The sequence below is a fragment of the Pseudocitrobacter vendiensis genome, assembly GCF_943590815.1.
Taxonomy (GTDB): Bacteria; Pseudomonadota; Gammaproteobacteria; order Enterobacterales; family Enterobacteriaceae; genus Pseudocitrobacter; species Pseudocitrobacter vendiensis.
Window position 1 is genome coordinate 21,528 of the sequence record NZ_CALSBS010000016.1, and the last position, 23,116, is coordinate 44,643.

The window sequence follows — 23,116 nt, forward strand, 5'->3', positions numbered from 1 at the left end:
AAACGCCGGCATAGCCGGCGTCTGGCGACTTAGAAATGTCTCAGCCTTTATTCTCTACTTTAGCACGAGCTTCGTCACGTAATTCTCGTCTCAAAATCTTACCAACGTTAGACTTCGGTAATTCATCACGGAATTCGACAAGTTTCGGCACTTTATAGCCCGTTAACTGGCGACGGCAGAAGGTGATGAGCGCGTCATCGGTTAACGAGGCGTCCTTTTTGACAACAAAAATCTTGACGGTTTCACCACTGCTACCCGCCGGTACGCCGACTGCCGCCACTTCCTGAACGCCGGGATGCTTCATCACGACATCTTCAATTTCATTCGGATACACATTGAAGCCAGAGACCAGAATCATATCCTTTTTACGATCGACAATGCGCAGGAAGCCCTCGTCATCCATCACCGCAATATCGCCGGTATGCAGCCAGCCGTCTTTGATGATTTCATCCGTCGCGTCCGGGCGCTGCCAGTAGCCGAGCATCACCTGCGGCCCTTTCACGCACAGTTCACCCGGCTCGCCGTGCGCCACTTCGTTATCGTCGTCATCCACCAGCTTGACGTCGGTGGACGGCACCGGCAGACCAATACTGCCGCTGTGATAATCGATATCGTGTGGGTTGACGCTCACCAGCGGTGAGCACTCCGTCAGGCCGTAGCCTTCCAGCAGGTACTGCCCGGTCAGTTTTACCCAGCGTTCGGCAACCCCATTTTGTACCGGCATGCCGCCGCCCGCCGAAAGATGGAGCGTCGAAAAATCGAGTTGCTGGAACTCTTTGTTGTTCAGCAGCGCGTTGAACAACGTATTCACCCCAGTCATCGCTGTAAACGGATATTTTGCCAGCTCTTTCACCAGCCCCGGAATATCACGCGGGTTGGTGATTAAGACGTTCTTACCGCCCAGCTCAATAAACAGCAGGCAGTTCATGGTAAGCGCAAAGATGTGATAGAGCGGCAGAGCGGTGATTACCAGCTCCGTACCGCGATGCAACAACGGCCCGTAGGTAGCGTTAACCTGTTCGAGGTTGGCCAGCATATTGCGGTGCGTGAGCATTGCGCCTTTCGCCACACCAGTGGTGCCGCCAGTGTATTGCAGAAAAGCGAGATCGTCGGTGGTAATGTCGGGTTTAACGTACTGGAGGCGATAGCCGTTATGCAGCGCGCGACGGAAAGAGATAGCATCCGGCAGATGGTATTTCGGCACCAGGCGCTTGATATACTTCACCACAAAGTTAACCAGCGTACCTTTCGCGGTGGAAAGCTGATCGCCCATACGCGTGAGAATAACGTGCTTCACCTGGGTTTTATCGACAACCTTTTCCAGGGTATGGGCAAAGTTGGAGACAATGACAATCGCTGCCGCCCCGCTATCGTTGAGCTGATGTTCCAGTTCACGTGGGGTATAGAGTGGGTTGACGTTCACCGCAATCATCCCCGCACGCAGAATACCAAACAGTGCAACCGGATACTGCAGCAAGTTGGGCATCATCAGCGCAACGCGATCGCCTTTCTGCAACCCCAGCCCTTGCTGAAGATAGGCGGCGAACGCACGACTGCGCTCTTCAAGTTTACGAAACGTCATCACTTCGCCCATGTTGACGAACGCGGGCTGGTCAGCATAGCGCGTCGTGGCATGTTCGAAGAGTTCAACCAGGGATTGATAACGGTCAGGATTGATATCCGCCGGAACATCGGACGGATAACGGTTGAGCCAAACCTTCTTCAAAGTATCACCTCTAAAATGCGTATTCGTCGTCATCACAACCCCAATTAATAAACCATCCGTTAACATAATATTAACTCAGCGTACCAGTTTATTAATTACACAAATTGCAGGTTGCGAAGCGCGTCACTTTTTATTTTTTTATGTCCGTGTGAATAAAGAAACAGCGGGCTAGCCGCTGTTTCTTTCCTTTTACAAATCAATTCATTATTCAGTAACGATAGTTTGTACCTGAGCGGGGCCGGGGTTATACCATCCCCAGCCACCATAACCGTAACCCCCACGCCACGGATGTGGGCCGTAGAACCAGGGATCAATCGGCTGCGGCGGCATCACCACCTGCTGGGTCACGCGCCAGCGTTTATAGCCGGTGACCTGAACGCGAAGATAGTTGTAGGCGGTATTGCCAATCTTGCCTTCCACCGTCCCCGCTATAGGGCCAACGACCGTCACCAGTTGCCCACGGAAATCGACGGGGTCGAGGAAGCCGTTAACATCAGCATAAATTCGCCCGCGAGAAGGTTCGCCAAGGATGGGACGCGCGCCGCTGTCGAGCGGCACGGTAGCAATTTCCAGACGCGTATTGCCGTTGGTGTTCTGTACATTAACCACTTTCCCACCGAAACGGGATTCCTGGCCGACATACAGCTGCGGCGATGCCATTACGCGCACCAGATCCTGCTGCGGCGTTGGGCTGCTGCCCTTAATAGCATCCGGCACGCTGACGCAGCCACTCAGTGCGACGGCAATAAGCCCCGCAAGAGCAATGCGAACGACCGCTTTTTGACCCGCCATGATGCAACTCCTTTTTCTCAGTATTTACTTACTAAGATTCATTCACGGCCCGGAAGTTTCTTCCATGCCACTTCGTTGCGTAAATATTTAGGTTCGGCTTTCTCAACGGCGACGGTTTTACCCTGCTCCAGCAGATAAACCGCGATGGGCAACATGTCTTCGGCTGCGGGCAGTAACACCTCGCCATCGGTTATCGTGAGGTGCGTGGCGTCGGCGGCCAGTTCAGGCCATGCCGGCCAACCGGTTCCCACGGTTACCCATTCACCAGATAACTGCATGAGACGTTCTTTAACCGCTTCAGGTTTTAGCACCGCTTCACTCTCTTCGCCGTGCCAGACACCCTGCTCGTCGCGCACGTACTCCGCCCAATAGACTTCGCCCATCCGTGCATCAATGGCAGCAAGAACGCGCGTCGCCCCGCGTTTACGGAACGCGCCCTGCGCCATTGTCGCAAGTGTCGAGACGCCAATCATCGGCAGTTCAGCGCCCAGTGCCAGGCCTTGCGCGATACCAATACCGATACGCACGCCGGTAAAACTGCCCGGCCCACGGCCAAACGCCAGCGCGTCCAGCTCTGCTAAGGTGACGCCGCTTTGGCCAAGAATATCCTGCACCACAGGCAGAATGCGTTGGGTGTGTTCACGAGGACAGAGTTCAAAATGAGCACAGATTTCACCGGTGTTCCACAGGGCAGCCGAGCAGGCTTCTGTGGCGGTGTCGATAGCCAGAATTCGCATGATTCGTCGCGCTCTCGCAATTGCAGATCAATAAAATGGCGCGCATCTTAGCACACTTTGTACCAGGCTGCGCCCTTGTTAACGAATGGATGACATCGCCAGGAAACGAACGGCGCGCCCGATATCTCGCGTGCGCGGCGCTGGCGGCAGGCTGGCAAGGAAGGTTGCGCCATAGGGGCGCATCACCAGACGGTTGTCGCAAATAACCAGCACGCCGCGATCGTCGGTGTCGCGAATCAAACGTCCAACCCCCTGCTTGAGAGTAATGACTGCATCCGGAAGCTGAACGTCTTCAAACGGATCGCCGCCACGCAGCCGACAATCTTCCATTCGCGCCTTCAACAATGGGTCATCGGGTGAGGTAAACGGCAGTTTGTCGATGATCACCAACGAGAGTGCATCACCACGCACGTCCACACCTTCCCAGAAACTGCTGGTCGCCACCAGTAGCGCATTACCCGCGCTGACGAACTGCTGTAAGAGCTGCCCTTTGCTGGTTTCGCCCTGTAACAACACCGGTAGCGTCATGGTGGCGCGGAACTGCTCCGCCAGGTCACGTATCATGGCGTGTGAGGTGCAAAGCATAAAACAGCGCCCATCGTTGGCTTCGATGATCGGTTTTAACATGGCCGCCAGATGACGCGCCGCGCCTGGCTGATTAGGTAACGGCAGGTTGCGTGGTACGCACAGCAGCGCCTGATGCGCATAGTCGAACGGGCTCGGCAACAGCAACGAATGGGCTTCACCGATACCCAGGCGATCGGTGAAATGATGCAGATCGTCGTTCACCGATAAGGTGGCCGAGGTAAAAATCCAGCTGCCCGGCTTTTGCGCCATCACTTCTTTGAATTTATCGGCTACCGTGAGCGGCGTCAGCGCCATGGTAAAGTGGCGCGAGTTGCACTCATACCAGTAGCTGTAGCCCGGCTGGTTGACGTCTTTCAGCCGCTTGAGTCGCGCGCGATACAGCGTCGCACGTTCAAAAGCTGCGTCCAGCAAGGCGGAACGCCCCAGCGACAGTTTGGCGACGTCATAGCAGAGCTCGAGTGCATCATCTAACAACAGAAGCGCGCGCTGAATGGTGTTATCCGCCAGCAGTTCGCGCAGATTCCCGCGATAGCCAGGGTCGCCCAACTGCAGGCGGAAATCCTGGGTGGCCTGCGCCAGGCGATCGGCACATTTTTGCAATTGCTGGGTATCTTTCAGTTCTGTTCGGTACGCGATAGTGATGTCTTTGGCGAGGTCTAACAACTGTCGGCTGGAGAGCGACTGGCCAAAATACTGGCTGGCGATATCCGGAAGCTGATGCGCTTCATCGAAAATCATCACTTCGGCTTCAGGAATGAGTTCGCCGAAACCGCTCTCTTTGACCACCATATCGGCCAGAAACAGGTGATGGTTGACGACCACCACATCGGCGTCCATCGCTTTTTTACGCGCCTTTACCACAAAACAGTCAGCGTACTGGGGGCAGTCGCTACCGAGGCAGTTGTCATTGGTGCTGGTCACCAACGGCCAGGCTTGTGAGTCTTCCGCGACGCTAACACAGGTGCTGATGTCGCCATCAGTCGTTTGATTCGCCCACGATCGCAGCAGAATAACGTCGCTTAAGGTGTTGACGGGCAGATCGCCGCCCGCCAGCGCCTGCTGTTCAAGACGTTCAATACACAAGTAGTTCGAACGCCCTTTCAGCAATGCCAGTTTGCCTTTGAACTCCAGGGCTTTCGCCACCGTTGGTAAATCACGGCTGTAGAGTTGATCCTGCAACGCTTTTGAGCCGGTAGAGATAATCACCTTTTTATCGGCGCGCAGCGCGGGCGCAAGGTAGGCGTAAGTTTTCCCGGTGCCGGTTCCCGCTTCCACCACTAACGGCTCGCCGTCGCAGATAGCCTGCGCCACGGCATGCGCCATCTGGCGCTGCGGTTCACGTGGTTTAAAACCGGTAATCGCTTTCGCTAACTGACCGTCTGCTGCAAAATCGTCCGTCACACTGCCCCCTGTTTATTTGGACAGTGATTATGTCAGGCTGACCGTCCTTTCGCCAGTCGAACGGATGACGACCGGGCCACAATGTGGCACTCTTGCGCACGTAAAGGAATTTCAACAGAGGAAACTGCAATGACGATTACGCGTATTGATGCCGAAGCCCGCTGGTCTGATGTCGTGATTCACAACCAGACGCTGTACTACACCGGGGTTCCGGAAAATCTGCAAGCAGATGCTTACGAGCAAACGGCGAACACCCTGGCGCAGATTGACGCGATTTTGCAAAAACAGGGCAGCGATAAAACCAAAATTCTCGATGCGACGATTTTTCTCGCCAACGGAGATGATTTCGCCGCAATGAACAAAGCGTGGGATGAATGGGTTGTTGCGGGCCATGCGCCGGTGCGTTGCACCGTGCAGGCCAGACTGATGAAAGCGGAGTATAAGGTCGAAATTAAAATTATCGCCGCGGTGTAACGTCTTACTCTTCTTCATCCTCATCTTCAAAACGCGCCACAATCTGCTCGCCCGTGTGGGTGGCGCGAATTTCTGCGGCGACCTGCGCAATCGCTTCGCCGCTACTCATACCCTGAGAAATGAGGTCATGAATACGTTCTACCGCTTGTTGTTGCTGCTCGTGGGTCAGCGAAGGTAATCCTGCAAACATGTTTGACTCCTGCTACATTGTTGGCGCTTATTATTTCACGCTGCTTGGGTTTGAGGAAGATGTTACTCCCGTCAATGATTACGTTACCGTGGCGACAGGATGCCGCTGAGCACTATTTCGCGCCGTTAAGCCACCAGCCATGGGCGATGCTTCTGCATTCGGGTCATGCGGACCATCCACACAGTCGTTACGACATTCTGGTTGCGCAACCTCTCACTATCCTGGTGACGCAGGGCGAAACAACCACGATTACGCGCGGCAGTGAGCATACCGAATCCACACAGGATCCGCTCTCGCTTTTACAGGCAGAGCTCGATGCCCAGGCATTCAATACCGATTCGCTTCCTGATATGCCGTTTATCGGCGGTGCGCTGGGGCTTTTCGGCTATGATTTAGGTCGCCGCTTTGAACGTCTTCCATGCCATGCACACTCAGACATCGACCTGCCGGATATGGCGGTGGGTATTTATGACTGGGCGATGCTTGTCGATCATCATCGCCAAACGGTAACGCTGGTAAGCCAGAATAATGCGCAGGAGCGCCTGGAGTGGTTGCTAAGCCAGCAGAGGCAATCGACTACGCCCTTTGCCCTGACCTCCAAATGGCAGGCAAACATGAGCCGCGAGACGTATGGCGAGAAATTCCGCCAGGTGCAGGCGTATCTGCACAGCGGCGATTGCTATCAGGTCAACCTCGCTCAGCGTTTTCAGGCGAATTATACCGGCGATGAATGGCAGGCTTTCGTTCAGCTTAACCGCACTAACCGCGCACCGTTCAGCGCCTTTATCCGGCTTGATGAAGGGGCGATTTTAAGCCTGTCGCCGGAGCGGTTTATTCTGCTGGAACACGGCGAGATTCAGACGCGCCCGATTAAAGGCACCCTTCCCCGCCTGGCCGACGCCACTGAAGATGCAGCACAGGGCGAACGCCTGGCGAACTCGCCGAAAGATCGCGCCGAAAATCTGATGATTGTCGATTTGATGCGCAACGATATTGGCCGCGTCGCGGTACCGGGCAGTGTTCGTGTGCCTGAACTGTTTGTGGTCGAGCCCTTCCCGGCGGTGCACCATTTGGTGAGTACCATCACCGCGACCTTACCGGATATGCTCCACGCCAGCGACCTGTTGCGCGCCGCATTCCCCGGCGGTTCGATTACCGGTGCGCCGAAAGTGCGGGCCATGCAGATTATCGACGAACTCGAACCGCATCGCCGTAACGCCTGGTGCGGCAGCATCGGGTATATCAGCGCCTGCGGCAACATGGATACCAGCATCACCATTCGCACCGTCACCGCCTGGCGCGGGCAGGTTTACTGTTCTGCCGGGGGTGGTATCGTAGCAGACAGCAACGAAGCCGCGGAATATCAGGAAACGTTTGATAAAGTTAACCGTATTCTGCAACAACTGGAGTCGTAACCATGGCATCCCCTGCTCTGAACCTGGATGATTTTCTCTCGCGCTTTCAACTGCTGCGCCCACAGGCGAACCGCCTGGCGGTTAACCAGCGGCAGGCGGCAGTGCTGGTGCCCATCGTTCGGCGGCCAGAACCGGGTTTGCTGTTAACCCAGCGTTCAGCGAAGTTGCGCAAACATCCCGGCCAGGTGGCCTTCCCCGGCGGCGCGGTCGATAGCACCGATGCATCGCTGATTGCCGCCGCGTTGCGTGAAGCGCAGGAAAAGGTTGCTATTCCGCCAGAGAGCGTTGAGATAATCGGCATGCTACCGCCGGTCGATAGCGTTACCGGTTTTCAGGTCACGCCCGTCGTCGGCGTGATTCCGCCAAATCTGCACTATCACGCCAGCGTCGATGAAGTGTCATCGGTATTTGAAATGCCGTTGGCGGAGGCGCTGCGGCTCGGGCGCTACCATCCACTCGATATTCATCGCCGCGGTGATTCACACCGTGTATGGCTTTCGTGGTACCAGCACTATTTTGTCTGGGGAATGACCGCCGGCATTATTCGTGAACTGGCACTACAGGTAGGCCTGAAACCCTGACTATACTTAGCGCAACAGCAAGATGTTCGGCATTAGTAAAACAGGATCGATTCATTAGTTTAATTCATGTGAATAGTTCAGCCGAATATCCGGTTCCCTCATACACTATGCGCAATTATAACATCGTTGCCGCAACACGCTGGTAACCCTGTCAGGAGTAAGAAAGTGATTAGTATATTCGACATGTTCAAGGTGGGGATTGGCCCCTCATCTTCCCATACTGTAGGGCCGATGAAAGCGGGCAAGCAGTTCGTCGATGACCTGGTCGAAAAAGGTTTGATTGATGATGTTACCCGCGTCGCGGTTGACGTCTACGGTTCGCTCTCGTTAACCGGTAAAGGTCACCATACTGATATCGCCATTATTATGGGCCTTGCGGGCAATCAGCCTGCGACGGTCGATATTGATGCTATTCCCGCGTTTATTCGCGACGTCGAAACCCGTGGTCGTCTGCTGCTGGCTCAGGGTCGCAAAGAAGTCGACTTCCCGAAAGATAACGGCATGCGCTTCCACAACGGCAACCTGCCTCTGCATGAAAACGGTATGCAGATCCACGCCTGGGCGGGTGAAACGGAAGTCTACAGCAAAACCTATTATTCCATCGGCGGCGGTTTTATCGTTGATGAGGAGCATTTTGGTAAGGAGGCGGTCGATGAGGTGAAAGTGCCTTACCCGTTCGCGTCCGCGACCGAAATGCTGAACTACTGCAAAGAGACCGGTCTGTCACTTTCTGGCATGGTAATGCAGAACGAACTGGCGCTGCATAGCAAGAAAGAGATTGAAGAGTACTTTGCTAATGTCTGGCAAACGATGCAGGCCTGTATCGACCGTGGTATGAACACCGAAGGTGTCTTGCCAGGCCCGCTGCGTGTTCCGCGTCGCGCCTCCGCGCTGCGCCGTCTGCTGGTCGCCAGTGATAAGCTCTCGAACGACCCGATGAACGTGGTCGATTGGGTGAATATGTTTGCGCTGGCGGTGAACGAAGAAAACGCCGCCGGGGGCCGCGTGGTTACTGCGCCTACCAACGGTGCCTGCGGAATTGTGCCAGCAGTACTCGCCTATTACGATCACTTTATCGAATCCGTCAGCCCGGATATCTACATTCGCTACTTCCTCGCCGCCGGGGCGATTGGCGCGCTCTATAAAATGAACGCCTCTATTTCCGGTGCGGAAGTGGGTTGTCAGGGCGAAGTGGGCGTGGCCTGCTCCATGGCGGCTGCGGGCCTCGCAGAACTGCTGGGCGCCAGCCCGGAACAGGTTTGCGTGGCGGCTGAAATTGGCATGGAACACAACCTGGGGCTCACCTGTGACCCGGTAGCGGGTCAGGTTCAGGTACCGTGCATTGAACGTAACGCTATCGCTTCTGTGAAAGCGATTAACGCCTCGCGCATGGCAATGCGCCGTACCAGCGAGCCGCGCGTCTCCCTCGATAAAGTCATCGAAACGATGTATGAAACCGGGAAAGATATGAACGCCAAATACCGCGAAACCTCCCGCGGCGGACTGGCGATCAAAGTACAATGTGACTAACCCTCCTCGCCCATCTTCGGATGGGCGATTTATTTCTCTCTTTTATCTCACTTTTTTCTTCCCGCACCGCTAAACTTGCTTGTGTTGCCGTAAAAGGCTCTGGCCGGGTATTGAGCATCGGATATGCAATCTGCGCACTGGATAGTAAAACAATATCTCCATAAGCGTATTCTTCTCTGTGCCCTGGTGGCGCTGGGCGTCTTTGCGCTTACGCTGAGTATTGGATTTATTTTACAGCGTAGCGAAAATAAACAGCAGATCGAAAGCTACACCCTGCGCGCAGTGAACACGATGGATAAGATCCTGCAGAATCTGGAAAAAGAGCATGTTCGCCTGCAACCGCTTATCGGAAAACCGTGTAATGACAGCCTGTTACAGCTTCGTCAACAAGTTGCCAACTTAAAAACCGCCCGATCTATTTTTCTCGTCAAGGACGGTATTCTCTACTGCTCCAGCGCCTTCGGCGAACGCGATATTCCGTTGCGCAAATTGCAGCCAAGGTTGGCGGACAGCAAGCCAAAAATGATCCTGACCATAGATCGTTCGCTGGTCAAAGGAAGTCCCGTGTTGATGCAGTGGTTTCCGGCGGCGCAGGACGACCAAAATGGCGTGGTTATCGGCATTAACATTGATTTAGTCAGCGAGATGATTCTCGACCCTTTCCCGCCGCTCATTACCCGTACCAGTCTGGGCATCGATAACGCCTATTACATGGATGGCGTCGGCATTACCGAACAGCGATTACAGCGTAAGGGCGAGATGTTCTATTCACAGGCATCCCGGGCATACCCTTTCAGCATTGCTGTTAGCGGCCCCTCATTCTGGACGCTGGCGCTGCATGAGTTACCCGGCAGGTTACCGTTGGCGCTGATCTTCAGCTTGCTTTTTGCCTGGATAACCTGGATTGCCACCGCCAGACGCATGAGTTTCTCCTGGGAAATCAACATGGGCATTGCCCAGCGCGAGTTCACGCTTTTCTGCCAGCCGCTGCTGAACACCCGCGCCCAGCGTTGTGACGGCGTGGAGATCCTGCTGCGCTGGAATAATCCACGGCTGGGGCCCATCGCCCCAGATGTGTTTATCCCTATTGCCGAAGCCAAAAACCTTATCCTGCCGCTTACCCGTTATGTGCTGAATGAAACGGCACAACAGCTGCACTACTTTCCCGCAGACCCTAAGTTCCATATTGGCATCAACGCGGCTGCAGCGCATTTCCGTAACGACAAACTGCTGCTTGCAGACCTTAATAACCTGTGGTTTAGCGTAAATCCTGCCGTTCAGTTAACCATCGAACTCACCGAGCGCGATGCGCTGCACGACGTGAACAGTGAACTTTTACGCGAACTGCACAGCAGGAAAGTCCAACTGGCGATTGATGATTTCGGTACCGGCAACAGTTCGCTCTCATGGCTTGAGAAACTGCATCCCGATGTGCTGAAAATTGATAAGTCGTTTACCCATGCGATTGGTACCGATGCGGTCAATTCGACGGTGACGGACATTATTATTGCGCTGGGGCAACGTTTGAATATTGAACTGGTTGCGGAAGGGGTGGAAACGCCGGAGCAGGCAAACTATTTGCAGCGCCACGGCGTCCATTTACTGCAAGGTTATCTCTACGCGGCGCCAATGCCACTGGCGGAATTCCCCCAGTGGCTGGCGAAGCATAACGGGCTACCTGCACCCGTTACGCCTTAAAGGCCCATATTATTCTTCTTCGTCATGTTCTGACGGTTGCTTCACCACGCGAACTTGATCGATGCGGTAGTTATTGGCTTCAGTGATGGTTATTTGTAACGGCGCGAGCTCAATCACATCGCCCACTTTCGGGATATGGCCGTTAACGGCAATGACCAGGCCCGCGACAGTAGCGATATCTTCTTCCTCATTCACCAGGTTATCTATTCCCAACGCCTGTTGCAGCGCGTGCAGATCCGTACCGCCCTTCACCACCCATCCTTCGTCATCGGCGACGATTTCGGGAGTTTCATCGGCATCAGGGAATTCACCGGCGATAGCTTCCAGCACGTCCAGAGGTGTCACCAGCCCCTGCACCACACCAAACTCGTTGGTGACGATAACAAAGCTGCCTTTTGCCCGACGCAGCACACCCAACAGGTTAATCGGGTCAAGCGTATCCGGCACCACAATGGCCGGGTGGGCTGAGGCAATTGCCGCCACGTCATCACCCGCTTCCAGCGCTACCAGCATCTCTTTGGCACGCACGATACCAATCACTTCATCCAGCTCGCCACGACACACCGGGAACAGGCTGTGCGGCGACGAAAGCAGCTGTTCGCGGATTTCATCTTTGCTGAGGTCGGCATCGACCCAACTGATTTCACCGCGCGGCGTCATGATGCTACGCAGGGAACGCGAAGCCAGCGTCAGCACGCCGTTAATCATATAGCGTTCTTCTTCCGCAAACGCCCCTTCCGGCACTGATATAGGCGTTGGGTTATCACCTTCCTGTTGCGGGCTGGCCTGCTTACGGCTGCCCATCAGGCGCAGAATGGCATCCGCAGTACGCGCGCGCAGCGGCAGCGTGGACTGGTGACGAATGAAGTTACGACGCGCAATCTGGTTAAACAGTTCGATAATGATAGAGAAACCAATCGCCGCGTACAGGTAGCCTTTCGGAATATGGAAACCGAAACCTTCTGCCACGAGGCTCAAACCGATCATCAGCAGGAAGCTCAGACAGAGCACCACGACCGTCGGATGCTGGTTGACAAAATTCGTCAGCGGTTTGGAAGCCAGCAGCATCACACCCATCGCAATCACCACGGCCGCCATCATGACAGGCAGATCGTTCACCATCCCCACGGCGGTAATGACCGCATCCAGAGAGAAGACGGCATCCAGCACCACAATTTGCAGTACTACGACCCAGAAGCTGGCATAGCCTTTACCGTGACCGGCATCGTGCTGACGGTTTTCCAGCCGCTCATGAAGCTCGGTTGTCGCCTTGAACAACAGGAACAGACCACCCAGCAGCATGATCAAATCTCGCCCGGAAAACGAGTAATCCCATACGCTAAACAGCGGCGCGGTGAGCGTGACCATCCACGAGATCACCGAAAGCAGGCCCAGACGCATAATCAGCGCCAACGACAGACCAATCAGGCGCGCTTTATCACGCTGTTTTGGCGGCAGTTTATCCGCAAGGATCGCGATAAAGACCAGGTTATCAATACCCAGTACGATCTCCAGGACGACTAGCGTCAACAAACCGGCCCAGATTGACGGGTCCATTAACAATTCCATGAGCGACTCCAGCTAACAAGATGACGCGTCATCGCGCTGTCAGATACAGGCGTGACAATTTCAGACAAAAGTGAACGGTGGCGCGGCTGGCCGGGATGTACTGCACAAATGTGCGATGTGAATATGAAAAGGCGTCGGTGACGGTCCATACTTTGGGCTACAGCCCTATACTCCTGCAAAATTAAACGGAAGCTAAACATAGCAAAATCTGATCACAATTTGGCAAAGATTTACCTGTCTTTGCAATAAGTAGGGTTATTTTTTGCGCTGCAAAATAATCGCTTACCTTTGACTAAATTACGGATCTTCATCACATTAATTATTTTTTCACTATCTAAAATAATTCTCGGTAGTTATTAATTTTTTCTCTCAAACCCTTATCTGAATCGATTCGGTCACGACATCGCTTCAACAGGCATCAGCCCGCCTGATGCGACGATAATAAAAGGAGGTAGCAAGTGACGATTGCTATTGTAATAGGCACACATGGTTGGGCAGCAGAACAACTGCTGAAGACGGCAGAGATGCTGTTGGGCGAGCAGGAAAATGTGGGTTGGATCGATTTCGTACCTGGCGAAAACGCCGAGACGCTGATCGAAAAATACAACGCACAACTGGCAAAGCTTGATACCAGCAAAGGCGTGTTGTTCCTCGTTGATACCTGGGGCGGAAGCCCGTTCAACGCGGCCAGCCGCATTGTCGTTGATAAAGAACAGTATGAAGTCATTGCGGGCGTCAACATCCCGATGTTAGTGGAAACGCTGATGGCGCGTGATGATAACCCATCGTTTGATGAGCTGGTGGCGATCGCCGTTGAAACCGGGCGTGAAGGCGTGAAAGCGCTGAAAGCGAAGCCGGTTGAAAAAGCGGCACCAGCCCCGGTCGCAGCGAAACCTGCGGCACCGGTTAAACCAATGGGTGAAAATGACTACATGGTCATTGGCCTGGCGCGTATCGATGACCGTTTAATCCACGGCCAGGTAGCCACCCGCTGGACTAAAGAAACCAACGTCCGCCGCATCATCGTTGTCAGCGATGAAGTTGCCGCAGATACCGTACGTAAAACCCTGCTGACACAGGTTGCTCCTCCGGGCGTAACCGCGCATGTGGTTGATATTGCCAAGATGCTTCGCGTCTACAACAACCCGAAATACGCGGGTGAACGAGTGATGCTGCTGTTCACGAACCCGACGGATGTCGAACGCCTTGCTGAAGGTGGTGTGAAATTCACCTCTATCAACATCGGTGGTATGGCTTTCCGCCAGGGTAAAACTCAGGTGAATAACGCCGTTTCGGTCGATGAAAAAGATATCGAAGCGTTCAGAAAACTGAACGACCGTGGTATCGAACTGGAAGTCCGTAAGGTCTCCAACGATCCGAAACTGAAAATGATGGATCTGATCAACAAGATTGGCAAATAAGCTATCTCGTTGATTGTCACTCCGTTTTCACACTTTAGTCTTACGTTTATAGGAGAAGTACAATGGAGATTACCACTCTTCAAATTGTGCTGATATTCATCGTCGCCTGTATCGCAGGTATGGAGTCGATCCTTGATGAGTTTCAGTGCCACCGACCGCTCGTTGCTTGTACCCTGGTCGGTATCGTTCTCGGCGATATGAAAACCGGTATCATCATCGGTGGTACGCTGGAAATGATCGCCCTGGGCTGGATGAACATCGGTGCGGCGGTTGCGCCTGATGCCGCGCTGGCTTCCATCATCTCAACCATTCTGGTTATTGCAGGTCATCAGAGTATCGGCGCCGGTATCGCGCTGGCGATTCCTCTGGCAGCCGCAGGCCAGGTTCTGACCATCATCGTACGTACCATTACCGTGGCATTCCAGCACGCGGCGGATAAGGCGGCCGAAAATGGCAACCTGACGGCGCTGTCCTGGATCCACGTCTCCTCACTGTTCCTGCAGGCGATGCGTATCGCTATCCCGGCAGTGATCGTGGCGGTGTCTGTGGGTACCAGCGAAGTGCAGAACATGCTGAACGCGATTCCGGAAGTGGTCACCAGCGGCCTGAACATCGCTGGTGGTATGATCGTTGTCGTCGGTTACGCCATGGTTATTAACATGATGCGTGCGGGCTACCTGATGCCGTTCTTCTACCTGGGCTTCGTCACCGCTGCCTTCACCAACTTCAACCTGGTTGCGCTGGGTGTGATTGGTGCGGTAATGGCGATTCTGTACATTCAGTTGAGCCCGAAATATAACCGCGTTGCGGGTGCTGCGGCTCCGGCTGCTGGCGCAAATGATCTTGATAACGAACTGGACTAACAGGTGAGCGACATGGTTGATACAACTCAAACTACCACCGAGAAAAAACTCACTCCGAGCGATATCCGTGGCGTGTTCCTGCGTTCAAACCTGTTCCAGGGTTCTTGGAACTTCGAACGTATGCAGGCGCTGGGCTTCTGCTTCTCCATGGTACCGGCGATCCGTCGTCTGTATCCTGAGAACAACGATGCGCGTAAACAGGCTATCAAGCGTCACCTGGAGTTCTTTAACACCCATCCCTACGTTGCAGCGCCGGTTCTGGGCGTAACGCTTGCGATGGAAGAACAGCGTGCTAACGGCGCTGAAATTGACGATGCAGCAATCAACGGTATCAAAGTCGGTCTGATGGGCCCGCTGGCAGGCGTCGGCGACCCGATCTTCTGGGGTACTGTACGTCCGGTCTTCGCGGCATTGGGTGCGGGTATTGCGATGAGCGGCAGCCTGCTTGGGCCTCTGCTGTTCTTCATCCTGTTTAACGTGGTGCGTCTGGCTACCCGTTACTACGGTGTGGCGTACGGCTACCGTAAAGGTGTCGATATCGTTAAAGATATGGGCGGCGGCTTCCTGCAGAAACTGACTGAGGGGGCGTCAATCCTCGGCCTGTTTGTCATGGGGGCATTGGTTAACAAGTGGACGCACGTCAACATCCCGTTGGTGGTTTCGACCATTACCGGTCAGGATGGACAGACGCGCGTCACCACTGTGCAGACCATCCTGGACCAGCTGATGCCGGGTCTGGTACCGCTGCTGCTGACCTTCGCCTGTATGTGGCTGCTGCGTAAGAAAGTTAACCCGCTGTGGATCATCGTTGGCTTCTTCGTCATCGGTATCGTGGGCTACGCAATCGGCCTGCTGGGTCTGTAATATCTGTTGTACGCCGGGGGCTCAGGCCCCCGGTTTTTTATTCGGAGGCTTAATGACAATAACGGATTGGGTACTGGTTTTCTTTATCATCGCACTGCTGGCTTTCGCTCTATACGACCAGTTCATCATGCCCCGCCGTCATGGCGCCACGCTGCTTTCTATCCCCCTTCTGCGTCGTAACCGTATTGATGGCGCAATTTTCGTCGGCCTTATTGCAATTCTCATCTATAACAACATCAACAATAATGGTGCACAAATCACCACCTGGCTGTTATCGTCGCTGGCACTGATGGGCCTTTATCTGTTCTGGATCCGCAGCCCAAAAATCATTTTCAAATCGATGGGCTTTTTCTTCGCCAATATCTGGATTGAATATCCACGGGTGAAACAGATGAATTTATCCGAGGATGGCGTGCTGGTGATGCAATTAGAACAACGGCGTCTGCTGGTTCGTGTGAAGAATATTGATGACCTCGAAAAGATATCTAAACTTCTTCTTTCATCTCAATAGGTTATAAATATAGCCAGTGCTATAGTTGTGCTATTTTAAGGCACTTTTAATATAGCGTTGGCTATATTCCTTCAAAAAATACACGATAATGATTAACGTTTTTCTCACCTTATTTCGCAAATGAAAATCGTTATCATTTAATTAAAAAGAATAACACTTTCTGTTCTTGGTTTATATTCTAAAAATATGTTAATGTTGCGTCCGTCGTTGGGGAGTAGCCGATTTTCAGTCATCTGAAAATGTGCGTGTCAACATACTCGTTGCAAAACGTGGCACGTACGAACCATTCATTCCACCCAGAATGGTTAGGCGAGACCATAGATGCGCTTACTGCTGTTTACTGGGGGCAGGAGTGTGTCATATGGATATTCCCGGTCTGGACGCTCTGATGAACGCATACGCAATTATTCTCCTCGCCCTTGGCATGTCGATGGATGCTTTCGCTGCATCGATGGGTAAAGGCGCCACGCTACACAAACCAAAATTCTCTGAAGCCATTCGCACTGGTCTTATCTTTGGCGTTATTGAAACCCTTACCCCGCTGATTGGCTGGGGGCTGGGTATGCTCGCCAGCCGCTTTGTGCTGGAGTGGAGCCATTGGGTGGCGTTCGTGCTGCTGGTCTTTTTAGGCGGACGTATGATTGTCGAAGGGTTCCGGGGCGATGATAGCGATGAAGATTGTGAACCGCCCCGCCGTCACGGTTTCTGGTTATTAGTCACCACCGCGATTGCCACCAGCCTTGATGCGATGGCGGTCGGTGTCGGTCTGGCGTTTTTACAGGTCAATATTCTGGTAATGGCGCTGGCCATTGGCTGCGCAACCTTCACCATGTCCACGCTGGGCATGATGATTGGTCGCTTTATCGGCCCGCTGCTCGGCAAACGGGCTGAAATTCTGGGCGGTATTGTGCTTATCGGCATTGGCGCAGAAATTCTCTACAGCCATTTCGCCGGTTAATCGTCCAAACGCTGCCAGACATGAATTGCAAAATCGGTCTGGCAGTCAAAGCATTTCTGCCCTTTCAACGTCTCCCACACCTCCGGTTTCGCGCGCCAGGCAAACGGCGTCATCTGCAATAACGTCACCGCTTCCGCCCCGCTCAACTGCATCGGATACGCTAGCGCATCGTGCGTTTGCAGCGCAAAGCCCGGCAACGTTTCCGAATGTGGCGCATGCAACTGGACTTCGTCATAAATTAGCCCTTTTAGCTCAACTAAATGTCGCGGCCCCGGCGTAACCGTTATTACCCATCCGCCCGGTTTAACGACTCTTGCCAGCTCTTCAGGATTGCAGGGTGCGTAAATACGAACCACCACGTCCATGCAGTTATCTTCAAACGGCAGGCGCTGGCTGGAAGCGACGCAAAAATCGACATTCGTATAACGCTTTGCCCCGGCGCGAATGGCGTTCTTCGCCACATCCAGGCCCCACGTATGCCCGGCAATTTCGGCAAAAGCATGAGTGTAATACCCTTCCCCGCAGCCGATATCCAGTAATTGCACTGGCTTTATTTCGTCAAGCTTCGCACAAATGGCATCACGTAAGGGTTGATAGTGCCCGGCATCCAGGAAGGCGCGCCGCGCCTGCATCATCTCTGTACTGTCGCCCGGATCGCGGGAACGCTTGTGCTGCACGGGCAGTAAATTGACATAACCTTCTTTCGCCATATCAAACTGATGGCGTTGAGGACAGCAATAGCTGTTTCCGCTACGGGTGAGCGGCGCGTGGCAGAGTGGGCAACTCCAGGACATAACAACTCCGGGGAACATTCAAAGGGCGAAAGTGTAACGCTTTTCGCCCCTGAGTGGGAGGATTTAGAGCGCAGGCGCCCCCGCAGGCGCGTGCATCACAATCAAATTATCTGAGCCCTGTGGTAAACCATCCGGCATGACGTTCTCCAGACGTAACACGTCGCCCATAATCTGACTGAATACTGGCGCGGAAACCGCGCCGCCGTAATACTGCCCGTTTTGCGGTTCGTTGATCACCACAACCAGCGCAAACTGGGGATTGCTGGCAGGGGCCACACCTGCGGTATACGCGACATATTTATCGACATATTTCCCGTCGTCGCCAATTTTCTTGGCGGTCCCGGTTTTTACCGCTACACGATAATCACGAACGGCGGCTTTAGTCCCGCCACCGCCTGGCAGCGCGACGCTTTCCATCATATGTTCAACCTGATGTACTAATGGTTCGGGCATCACCCGATGACCAATGACCGGCGGATCAATACGGGTAATCGATAGCGGACGCGAAACGCCAAAGCCGCCAATGGTCGCGTAGACATGCGCCAGCTGCAGCGGCGTGACCATTAAACCGTAGCCAAAGGCAAACGTCGCGCGATCCAGCTCGCCCCAGTAACGACGATGCGGTAACAAACCCTGGCTTTCGCCGGTCAAACCCAATCCGGTCGGCTCACCAAAACCAAATGCGGTGTAGGTGTCCAGCAGCTTTTGTACCGGCATCGCCAGCGACAGTCGCGAGACGCCCGTGTCGCTCGATTTCTGTAAAATCCCGGTGAGCGTGAGCTCCGGATAATAGCCCACGTCGCGAATGCGATGACCATCCAGCGTGTAAGGGTGGGTATCGACGACACTATCCGGGCGAACAATGCCCTGCTGAAGCGCGGTCATGATCACCAGCGGTTTAACAGTGGAACCGGGTTCAAAGGTGTCGCTGATGGCACGGTTACGGAAATCATCCAGCGTTGCAGCTTCGCGGTTGTTCGGGTTGTAGTCCGGGTAGCTTGCCATAGACAAAATTTCACCGGTATCGATTTTCACGAGTACGGCAGCGCCAGAGGCAGCTTTATTCCAGCGCACAGCGTTATCCAGCGCGTCTTCCGTTACCGTTTGCAGACGCTCATCAATACTGAGCTGAATATTATGCGCGGGTATGGGAGCCATTTCGGTAATGTTTTCAATAACCCGGCCAAATTTGTCTTTACGCACCTGACGCAAACCCGGTTTGCCAATGAGCTGGCTGTTAAAGCTTTTTTCAATACCCTCAATGCCCTGATCGTCGACATTGGTAAAACCAATCAGGTTTGCCGCCACGTGGCCTGCGGGATAAAAGCGGCGCGACTCTTCACGCAGGTTAATGCCCGGCAGATGCAATTTATCAATCCATTGCGCCTGAAGCGGGTCCACCTGACGGGCAAGATAGAGAAATCGGCTGTGCGGGTGCGCGTTTACGCGGGCCTGTAATGCGCTTAAGGAGAGGTTTAACGCTTTCGCCAGTGCCTGCCAGCGGTTATCGAAACCTACGCCGCCCTTCTCAATCAGGGTTTTCGGATCAACCCATATCGCGCTGACCGGCACGCTCACGGCCAGTGGCCGATTTTCGCGATCGACAATCATCCCGCGTGGCACATCAATCGGTTCTTCGCGCACCGAGCGCATATCTTCCTGCTTAACCAGGTTATCGGGAGAGACAATTTGCAACCAGCCAACTCGCGCGAGGAGGAAGCCCAGACAGCTTAAAATACCGGCGCACACCAGGCCAAACCGGACGGGGGTAAATTGAGGGGGCTTCCCTCGGGATTTATCTTGCACTCTGACTCCAGCGTTAAAAAGCAACGGACTGATTTAACAGGAATAGTTCAGAGATTTATCGTGCAACAATGCTAATAAGATTGCGGATTTGCAACAAAGGACGACCAGAGGGGAAAACAGAAACACTTTGCAAAGATTGTAAAAAGCCCCGCAGTTGCGAGGCTTTAAGGCTGATTATGATGCGCGCACGCATCAAAGCATCAGTGGCAGTCGAATCAGATTGCAGTTACGTTAACTGCAGCTGGGCCTTTCTGGCCGTCCTGAATTTCGAACTCAACGTTCTGGCCTTCAGCCAGAGTTTTGAAGCCGTTACCCTGGATTGCAGAGAAGTGTACGAATACATCTTTGCTGCCGTCAGCCGGAGTAATGAAGCCAAAACCTTTAGACTCGTTGAACCACTTAACTTGACCTTTAATCTTTGCCATTTGCAAAATTCCTTAGAGTGTTTTCTTCGCCCGTGGGCGCATTCATAGATAAAACTGAGACATGACTGCATGAGGCACTAATATAAGGTTCGGCAGAGAAGCGGTATTCAACGTCAACGTGTTTACTCAGGACTTCTTTACTGATAATGCCATACATAGACAGAACTGTACCTCGTTTAACCCAAAACGTGTTATCACATACAACGTTAATAATGGCAAGCCATTTTTAAACGTGTCTCGATCAGCCGCACAAATCATACAACAATCATTTGATCGACTACGCATTTATGCGGCAAACAGTCGTCTGACGCGCCCCGGCACGTCTCTTATATCTCACCTACCTTACGGTAACGTAAGACTTTTTTACCATAGACCAACATTTTCAATGCGTCCAGAAAAGCGAAGCGGCATCAAAAATTTTTTATATCGTTAGACTATTTACGCACTAATTTTTGAAAGGTGCATTTTGATAACCGGTTATAAGTTAGTAACGTTTCGTTATACTGCCGTGGTGACTCACATGTGCCAAATAATGCACTTAGGTTGCACCAAAATAATGACCGTTTAATGACACAAGGTTATCACCACACAATAAAAACGTTTCGCTCATTCTTTATGAAAAATCAATAAGTGGGTTGCGCAATTAAAGTTGATATCCGTTACTCATACATTTGGGTGATGGATAATTGAACAGATGGTTGGTCTGGTAAAAAATTAAGCATAAATACAAACAGATACAAGCTCGCAGTTGAGAAACTCCACTGAACCAGGTCTGAGACGCATCAGGAAATTGGATGATAGGGAGAGGTTACACTCTTGTAGACACGGCATGCACCATGGCGGTGCAACCTTCCGACTCCGGCGGCCTGCTTAGACAGCCGGAGTGAAGAGGAGATAAGATTATCGTTCCGCCACCAGGCGAATGAAATCATCTTCTTCTTCGTTTTTTGCTGCAACGGCTTTCTCTTCGACTGCCGATTTTTCAGGTTCATTTGCTTCACAGAGTCGACGCAGCAGCGCATTCTGACGCTTTTGCTGATCCAACAATGCTTCAAGCAGTTCAATTTGCTCACTGGTGCGCGAACTTGCACGGTTAACAAAGAACCAAAGTACCAGCCCCACGACCAACAGCAGAACAGATACCACGACAGACGCCAGATTTAATGCCCCAGAACTTACTAGATCACTCATTTCACCACCTCAAAAGGAACGGGCTATTCTACCACTCGCATTAAGGAAGGAAATCGTTGATGAAAAAAATGTTTTACCAGGGAATGAATTTGTTGATGCTGCAGATCCCGTTAAAGAACTGAACATCCTGGTCGCACAACACGTTGAGCGTCTGAGTCCAGAGCAGCAAACAGGCCGCCAGTACGACAATCAGTAACACCCACCGAAATTTTTTCACTCCACACTCCACGACATATAGCATTAACAGATGATCAAATTAACACGGACATCTTAAACCGCGGCTAACTGTACAGATAAATTCTGCTTTTAGGAATCATGGAGTTGTCTCGCAATATTGAAAAGCTACTCTATTAACAAGGATAGAAAAGACGCGAGGATGTCATGAGATTTGCGATCAGAACAATTATTATACTGGCCATTGTCTGGATTGGCATATTGCTGAGCGGTTATGGTGTTTTAATCGGCAGCACTGAGAATGCCGGCGGTTTGGGGCTGCAATGTAAATATCTGACCGCACGAGGCACCAGCACAGCACAATACGTTCACTCCAGCAGCGGGATTATTGGCCTGGCCGATTACCCGGTCCTGCGAAAAAGTGAAACTGTCGTCGATAATGGATAAAAAAACGCCGCGATGTCGCGGCGTTTTTTTGATTAAGCGTCTAATCAAAAGGGATAATCGTTATAGCCTAACTGCTCTGAAATCTTACGCGCCGCCGTATGCAGCATCGCAACATACTCGTGCAGGCGTTCTTCAGAGAAACGCAGCGTCGGGAATGAAATACTTAAACCCGCGATGACCACGCCAAATCGGTCAAAGACAGGTACGCCAATACAACGCAGACCTTCTTCCTGCTCTTCGTTATCTTCACCATAACCCTGCTGACGAACCAGATCCAGTACCGGCATCAGTTCATCAGTGCTGGTGATTGTGCGATCGGTGCTGTGCTTATATTCCACATCCTGCAGAATTTCACGCACTTCATCGCGATCACGCCAGGCCAGCAGTACTTTACCAATCGCAGTACTGTAAAGTGGGTTACGACGACCGACGCGAGAGTACATACGCAGGTTGTACATCGAGTCAATTTTATGAATATAAACAATGCTGTCTTCATCCAGCGCGCCAAGGTGAATCGTCTCTTTCGTCAGACGTGAGAGTTCACGCATCTGAATGTCTGCACTACGAATTAAATCAACGTTCTGTAATGCACGCGCGCCCAGCTCAAACAGCTTAAGCGTTAACGAATACTTTTCAGATTCCCCTTCCTGGGCAACGTATCCCAATGATTTCATGGTTTGCAAAAAGCGATAAACAGTGCTTTTCGACATCATGACACGCTGCGACAGTTCGGTAATTCCGATTTCGCGCTCTTCACCAAGCGCCTGCAGGATGCCAAAAACCTTCAATACTGAAGAGACAGAATCTGGCTGTTTATCCAAATCTGCAACTGCCATTAATCACCTCATCGCATCTGTTTTATAAAAATTAGAACCGGTTTTTATTATAATTTCGCAACGCCTTCGTCGCAATGAATCTTCTGCAACCTGGTTACAAATCTGCGACATACAGCCGGATAATC

General features: G+C 52.7%; 23 protein-coding genes, 1 pseudogene and 1 riboswitch. Of the genes and pseudogenes, 11 read left to right on the forward strand and 13 right to left on the reverse strand.

All coding sequences use genetic code 11. From position 1 onward, the window contains the following. Positions 1-40: 40 nt before the first annotated feature. From fadD to yoaA, 4 genes are all read right to left on the reverse strand, one after another. Positions 41-1,726, reverse strand: coding sequence for a long-chain-fatty-acid--CoA ligase FadD (gene fadD / locus NMC31_RS16370; RefSeq protein WP_253898506.1), 1,686 nt, complete (start codon positions 1,724-1,726; stop codon positions 41-43). 204 nt (positions 1,727-1,930) lie between these two features. Then, positions 1,931-2,518, reverse strand: coding sequence for a Slp/YeaY family lipoprotein (locus tag NMC31_RS16375; RefSeq protein WP_149462775.1), 588 nt, complete (start codon positions 2,516-2,518; stop codon positions 1,931-1,933). Between the two features lie 38 nt (positions 2,519-2,556). Next, positions 2,557-3,255: a tRNA (adenosine(37)-N6)-threonylcarbamoyltransferase complex dimerization subunit type 1 TsaB gene (gene tsaB, locus NMC31_RS16380; protein ID WP_253898507.1), complete on the reverse strand. Its 699-nt coding sequence runs from the start codon at positions 3,253-3,255 to the stop codon at positions 2,557-2,559. A gap of 78 nt (positions 3,256-3,333) precedes the next feature. Then, on the reverse strand, positions 3,334-5,244 hold the full coding sequence (gene yoaA, locus NMC31_RS16385; protein WP_253898508.1) for a DNA repair helicase YoaA: 1,911 nt from the start codon (positions 5,242-5,244) through the stop codon (positions 3,334-3,336). A gap of 129 nt (positions 5,245-5,373) precedes the next feature. Between yoaA and NMC31_RS16390 the strand changes: the two genes are divergently transcribed. Then, positions 5,374-5,718, forward strand: coding sequence for a RidA family protein (locus NMC31_RS16390; protein ID WP_015964080.1), 345 nt, complete (start codon positions 5,374-5,376; stop codon positions 5,716-5,718). 4 nt (positions 5,719-5,722) lie between these two features. Here NMC31_RS16390 and NMC31_RS16395 read toward each other — a convergent pair whose 3' ends face one another. Beyond that, a complete protein-coding gene (locus tag NMC31_RS16395; RefSeq protein WP_149462778.1) occupies positions 5,723-5,908 on the reverse strand; it encodes a YoaH family protein in 186 nt (61 codons plus the stop codon). A gap of 59 nt (positions 5,909-5,967) precedes the next feature. Between NMC31_RS16395 and pabB the strand changes: the two genes are divergently transcribed. The 4 genes from pabB to NMC31_RS16415 all read left to right on the forward strand — a co-directional run bounded on the left by pabB (position 5,968) and on the right by NMC31_RS16415 (position 11,132). After that, positions 5,968-7,323 carry an aminodeoxychorismate synthase component 1 gene (pabB, locus tag NMC31_RS16400; RefSeq protein ID WP_253898509.1) on the forward strand — a complete coding sequence of 452 codons (1,356 nt, stop codon included), beginning with the start codon at positions 5,968-5,970 and terminating at the stop codon, positions 7,321-7,323. 2 nt (positions 7,324-7,325) lie between these two features. Beyond that, entirely contained in the window at positions 7,326-7,904 is a 579-nt protein-coding gene (locus tag NMC31_RS16405; RefSeq protein WP_253898510.1) for a CoA pyrophosphatase, read from the forward strand. A 165-nt stretch (positions 7,905-8,069) separates the two neighbouring features. Further along, positions 8,070-9,434, forward strand: a complete 1,365-nt coding sequence (gene sdaA / locus NMC31_RS16410; RefSeq protein ID WP_149462781.1) for an L-serine ammonia-lyase — start codon at positions 8,070-8,072, stop codon at positions 9,432-9,434. A gap of 123 nt (positions 9,435-9,557) precedes the next feature. Continuing rightward, positions 9,558-11,132 carry an EAL domain-containing protein gene (locus NMC31_RS16415; RefSeq protein WP_253898511.1) on the forward strand — a complete coding sequence of 525 codons (1,575 nt, stop codon included), beginning with the start codon at positions 9,558-9,560 and terminating at the stop codon, positions 11,130-11,132. A 9-nt stretch (positions 11,133-11,141) separates the two neighbouring features. Here NMC31_RS16415 and yoaE read toward each other — a convergent pair whose 3' ends face one another. Next, a complete protein-coding gene (gene yoaE / locus NMC31_RS16420; RefSeq protein ID WP_253898512.1) occupies positions 11,142-12,701 on the reverse strand; it encodes a CNNM family cation transport protein YoaE in 1,560 nt (519 codons plus the stop codon). 458 nt (positions 12,702-13,159) lie between these two features. On the opposite strand from yoaE, the gene manX reads away from it, so the two are divergent. The 5 genes from manX to mntP all read left to right on the forward strand — a co-directional run bounded on the left by manX (position 13,160) and on the right by mntP (position 17,318). After that, positions 13,160-14,122, forward strand: a complete 963-nt coding sequence (gene manX / locus NMC31_RS16425) for a PTS mannose transporter subunit IIAB (protein WP_253898513.1) — start codon at positions 13,160-13,162, stop codon at positions 14,120-14,122. A 62-nt stretch (positions 14,123-14,184) separates the two neighbouring features. Further along, on the forward strand, positions 14,185-14,985 hold the full coding sequence (gene manY, locus NMC31_RS16430; protein ID WP_149462785.1) for a PTS mannose transporter subunit IIC: 801 nt from the start codon (positions 14,185-14,187) through the stop codon (positions 14,983-14,985). 12 nt (positions 14,986-14,997) lie between these two features. Then, positions 14,998-15,849 (forward strand): PTS mannose transporter subunit IID, encoded by an 852-nt coding sequence (locus NMC31_RS16435; protein ID WP_149462786.1) that lies wholly within the window; start codon positions 14,998-15,000, stop codon positions 15,847-15,849. 52 nt (positions 15,850-15,901) lie between these two features. Continuing rightward, on the forward strand, positions 15,902-16,360 hold the full coding sequence (locus NMC31_RS16440; protein ID WP_149462787.1) for a DUF986 family protein: 459 nt from the start codon (positions 15,902-15,904) through the stop codon (positions 16,358-16,360). Positions 16,361-16,557: 197 nt separating this feature from the next. Beyond that, a riboswitch (yybP-ykoY riboswitch) is annotated at positions 16,558-16,667 on the forward strand. Positions 16,668-16,748: 81 nt separating this feature from the next. Continuing rightward, a complete protein-coding gene (mntP, locus tag NMC31_RS16445) occupies positions 16,749-17,318 on the forward strand; it encodes a manganese efflux pump MntP (RefSeq protein WP_149462872.1) in 570 nt (189 codons plus the stop codon). Here mntP and rlmA read toward each other — a convergent pair. The 6 genes and pseudogenes from rlmA to mgrB all read right to left on the reverse strand — a co-directional run bounded on the left by rlmA (position 17,315) and on the right by mgrB (position 21,751). Then, the gene (gene rlmA / locus NMC31_RS16450; protein ID WP_253898514.1) at positions 17,315-18,112 is read right to left on the reverse strand and encodes a 23S rRNA (guanine(745)-N(1))-methyltransferase; all 798 of its coding nucleotides are present in this window, start codon (positions 18,110-18,112) and stop codon (positions 17,315-17,317) included. The genes mntP and rlmA overlap by 4 nt on opposite strands. 63 nt (positions 18,113-18,175) lie before the next feature. After that, positions 18,176-19,918 carry a peptidoglycan glycosyltransferase FtsI gene (gene ftsI / locus NMC31_RS16455; RefSeq protein ID WP_149462789.1) on the reverse strand — a complete coding sequence of 581 codons (1,743 nt, stop codon included), beginning with the start codon at positions 19,916-19,918 and terminating at the stop codon, positions 18,176-18,178. Between the two features lie 215 nt (positions 19,919-20,133). Continuing rightward, positions 20,134-20,343 (reverse strand): transcription antiterminator/RNA stability regulator CspE, encoded by a 210-nt coding sequence (gene cspE / locus NMC31_RS16460; RefSeq protein WP_001062678.1) that lies wholly within the window; start codon positions 20,341-20,343, stop codon positions 20,134-20,136. A gap of 12 nt (positions 20,344-20,355) precedes the next feature. After that, positions 20,356-20,500, reverse strand: a pseudogene (locus NMC31_RS16465) (DUF2627 domain-containing protein). A 743-nt stretch (positions 20,501-21,243) separates the two neighbouring features. Next, complete coding sequence (locus NMC31_RS16470) at positions 21,244-21,534, reverse strand: YebO family protein (protein ID WP_149462790.1); 291 nt, start codon at positions 21,532-21,534, stop codon at positions 21,244-21,246. A gap of 73 nt (positions 21,535-21,607) precedes the next feature. Continuing rightward, positions 21,608-21,751, reverse strand: coding sequence for a PhoP/PhoQ regulatory lipoprotein MgrB (gene mgrB / locus NMC31_RS16475; RefSeq protein ID WP_015964064.1), 144 nt, complete (start codon positions 21,749-21,751; stop codon positions 21,608-21,610). A 164-nt stretch (positions 21,752-21,915) separates the two neighbouring features. On the opposite strand from mgrB, the gene NMC31_RS16480 reads away from it, so the two are divergent. After that, positions 21,916-22,155, forward strand: a complete 240-nt coding sequence (locus tag NMC31_RS16480; protein WP_253898515.1) for a YobH family protein — start codon at positions 21,916-21,918, stop codon at positions 22,153-22,155. 44 nt (positions 22,156-22,199) lie between these two features. Here NMC31_RS16480 and kdgR read toward each other — a convergent pair whose 3' ends face one another. Next, positions 22,200-22,991, reverse strand: coding sequence for a DNA-binding transcriptional regulator KdgR (gene kdgR, locus NMC31_RS16485; protein ID WP_149462792.1), 792 nt, complete (start codon positions 22,989-22,991; stop codon positions 22,200-22,202). Positions 22,992-23,116 lie beyond the last annotated feature (125 nt).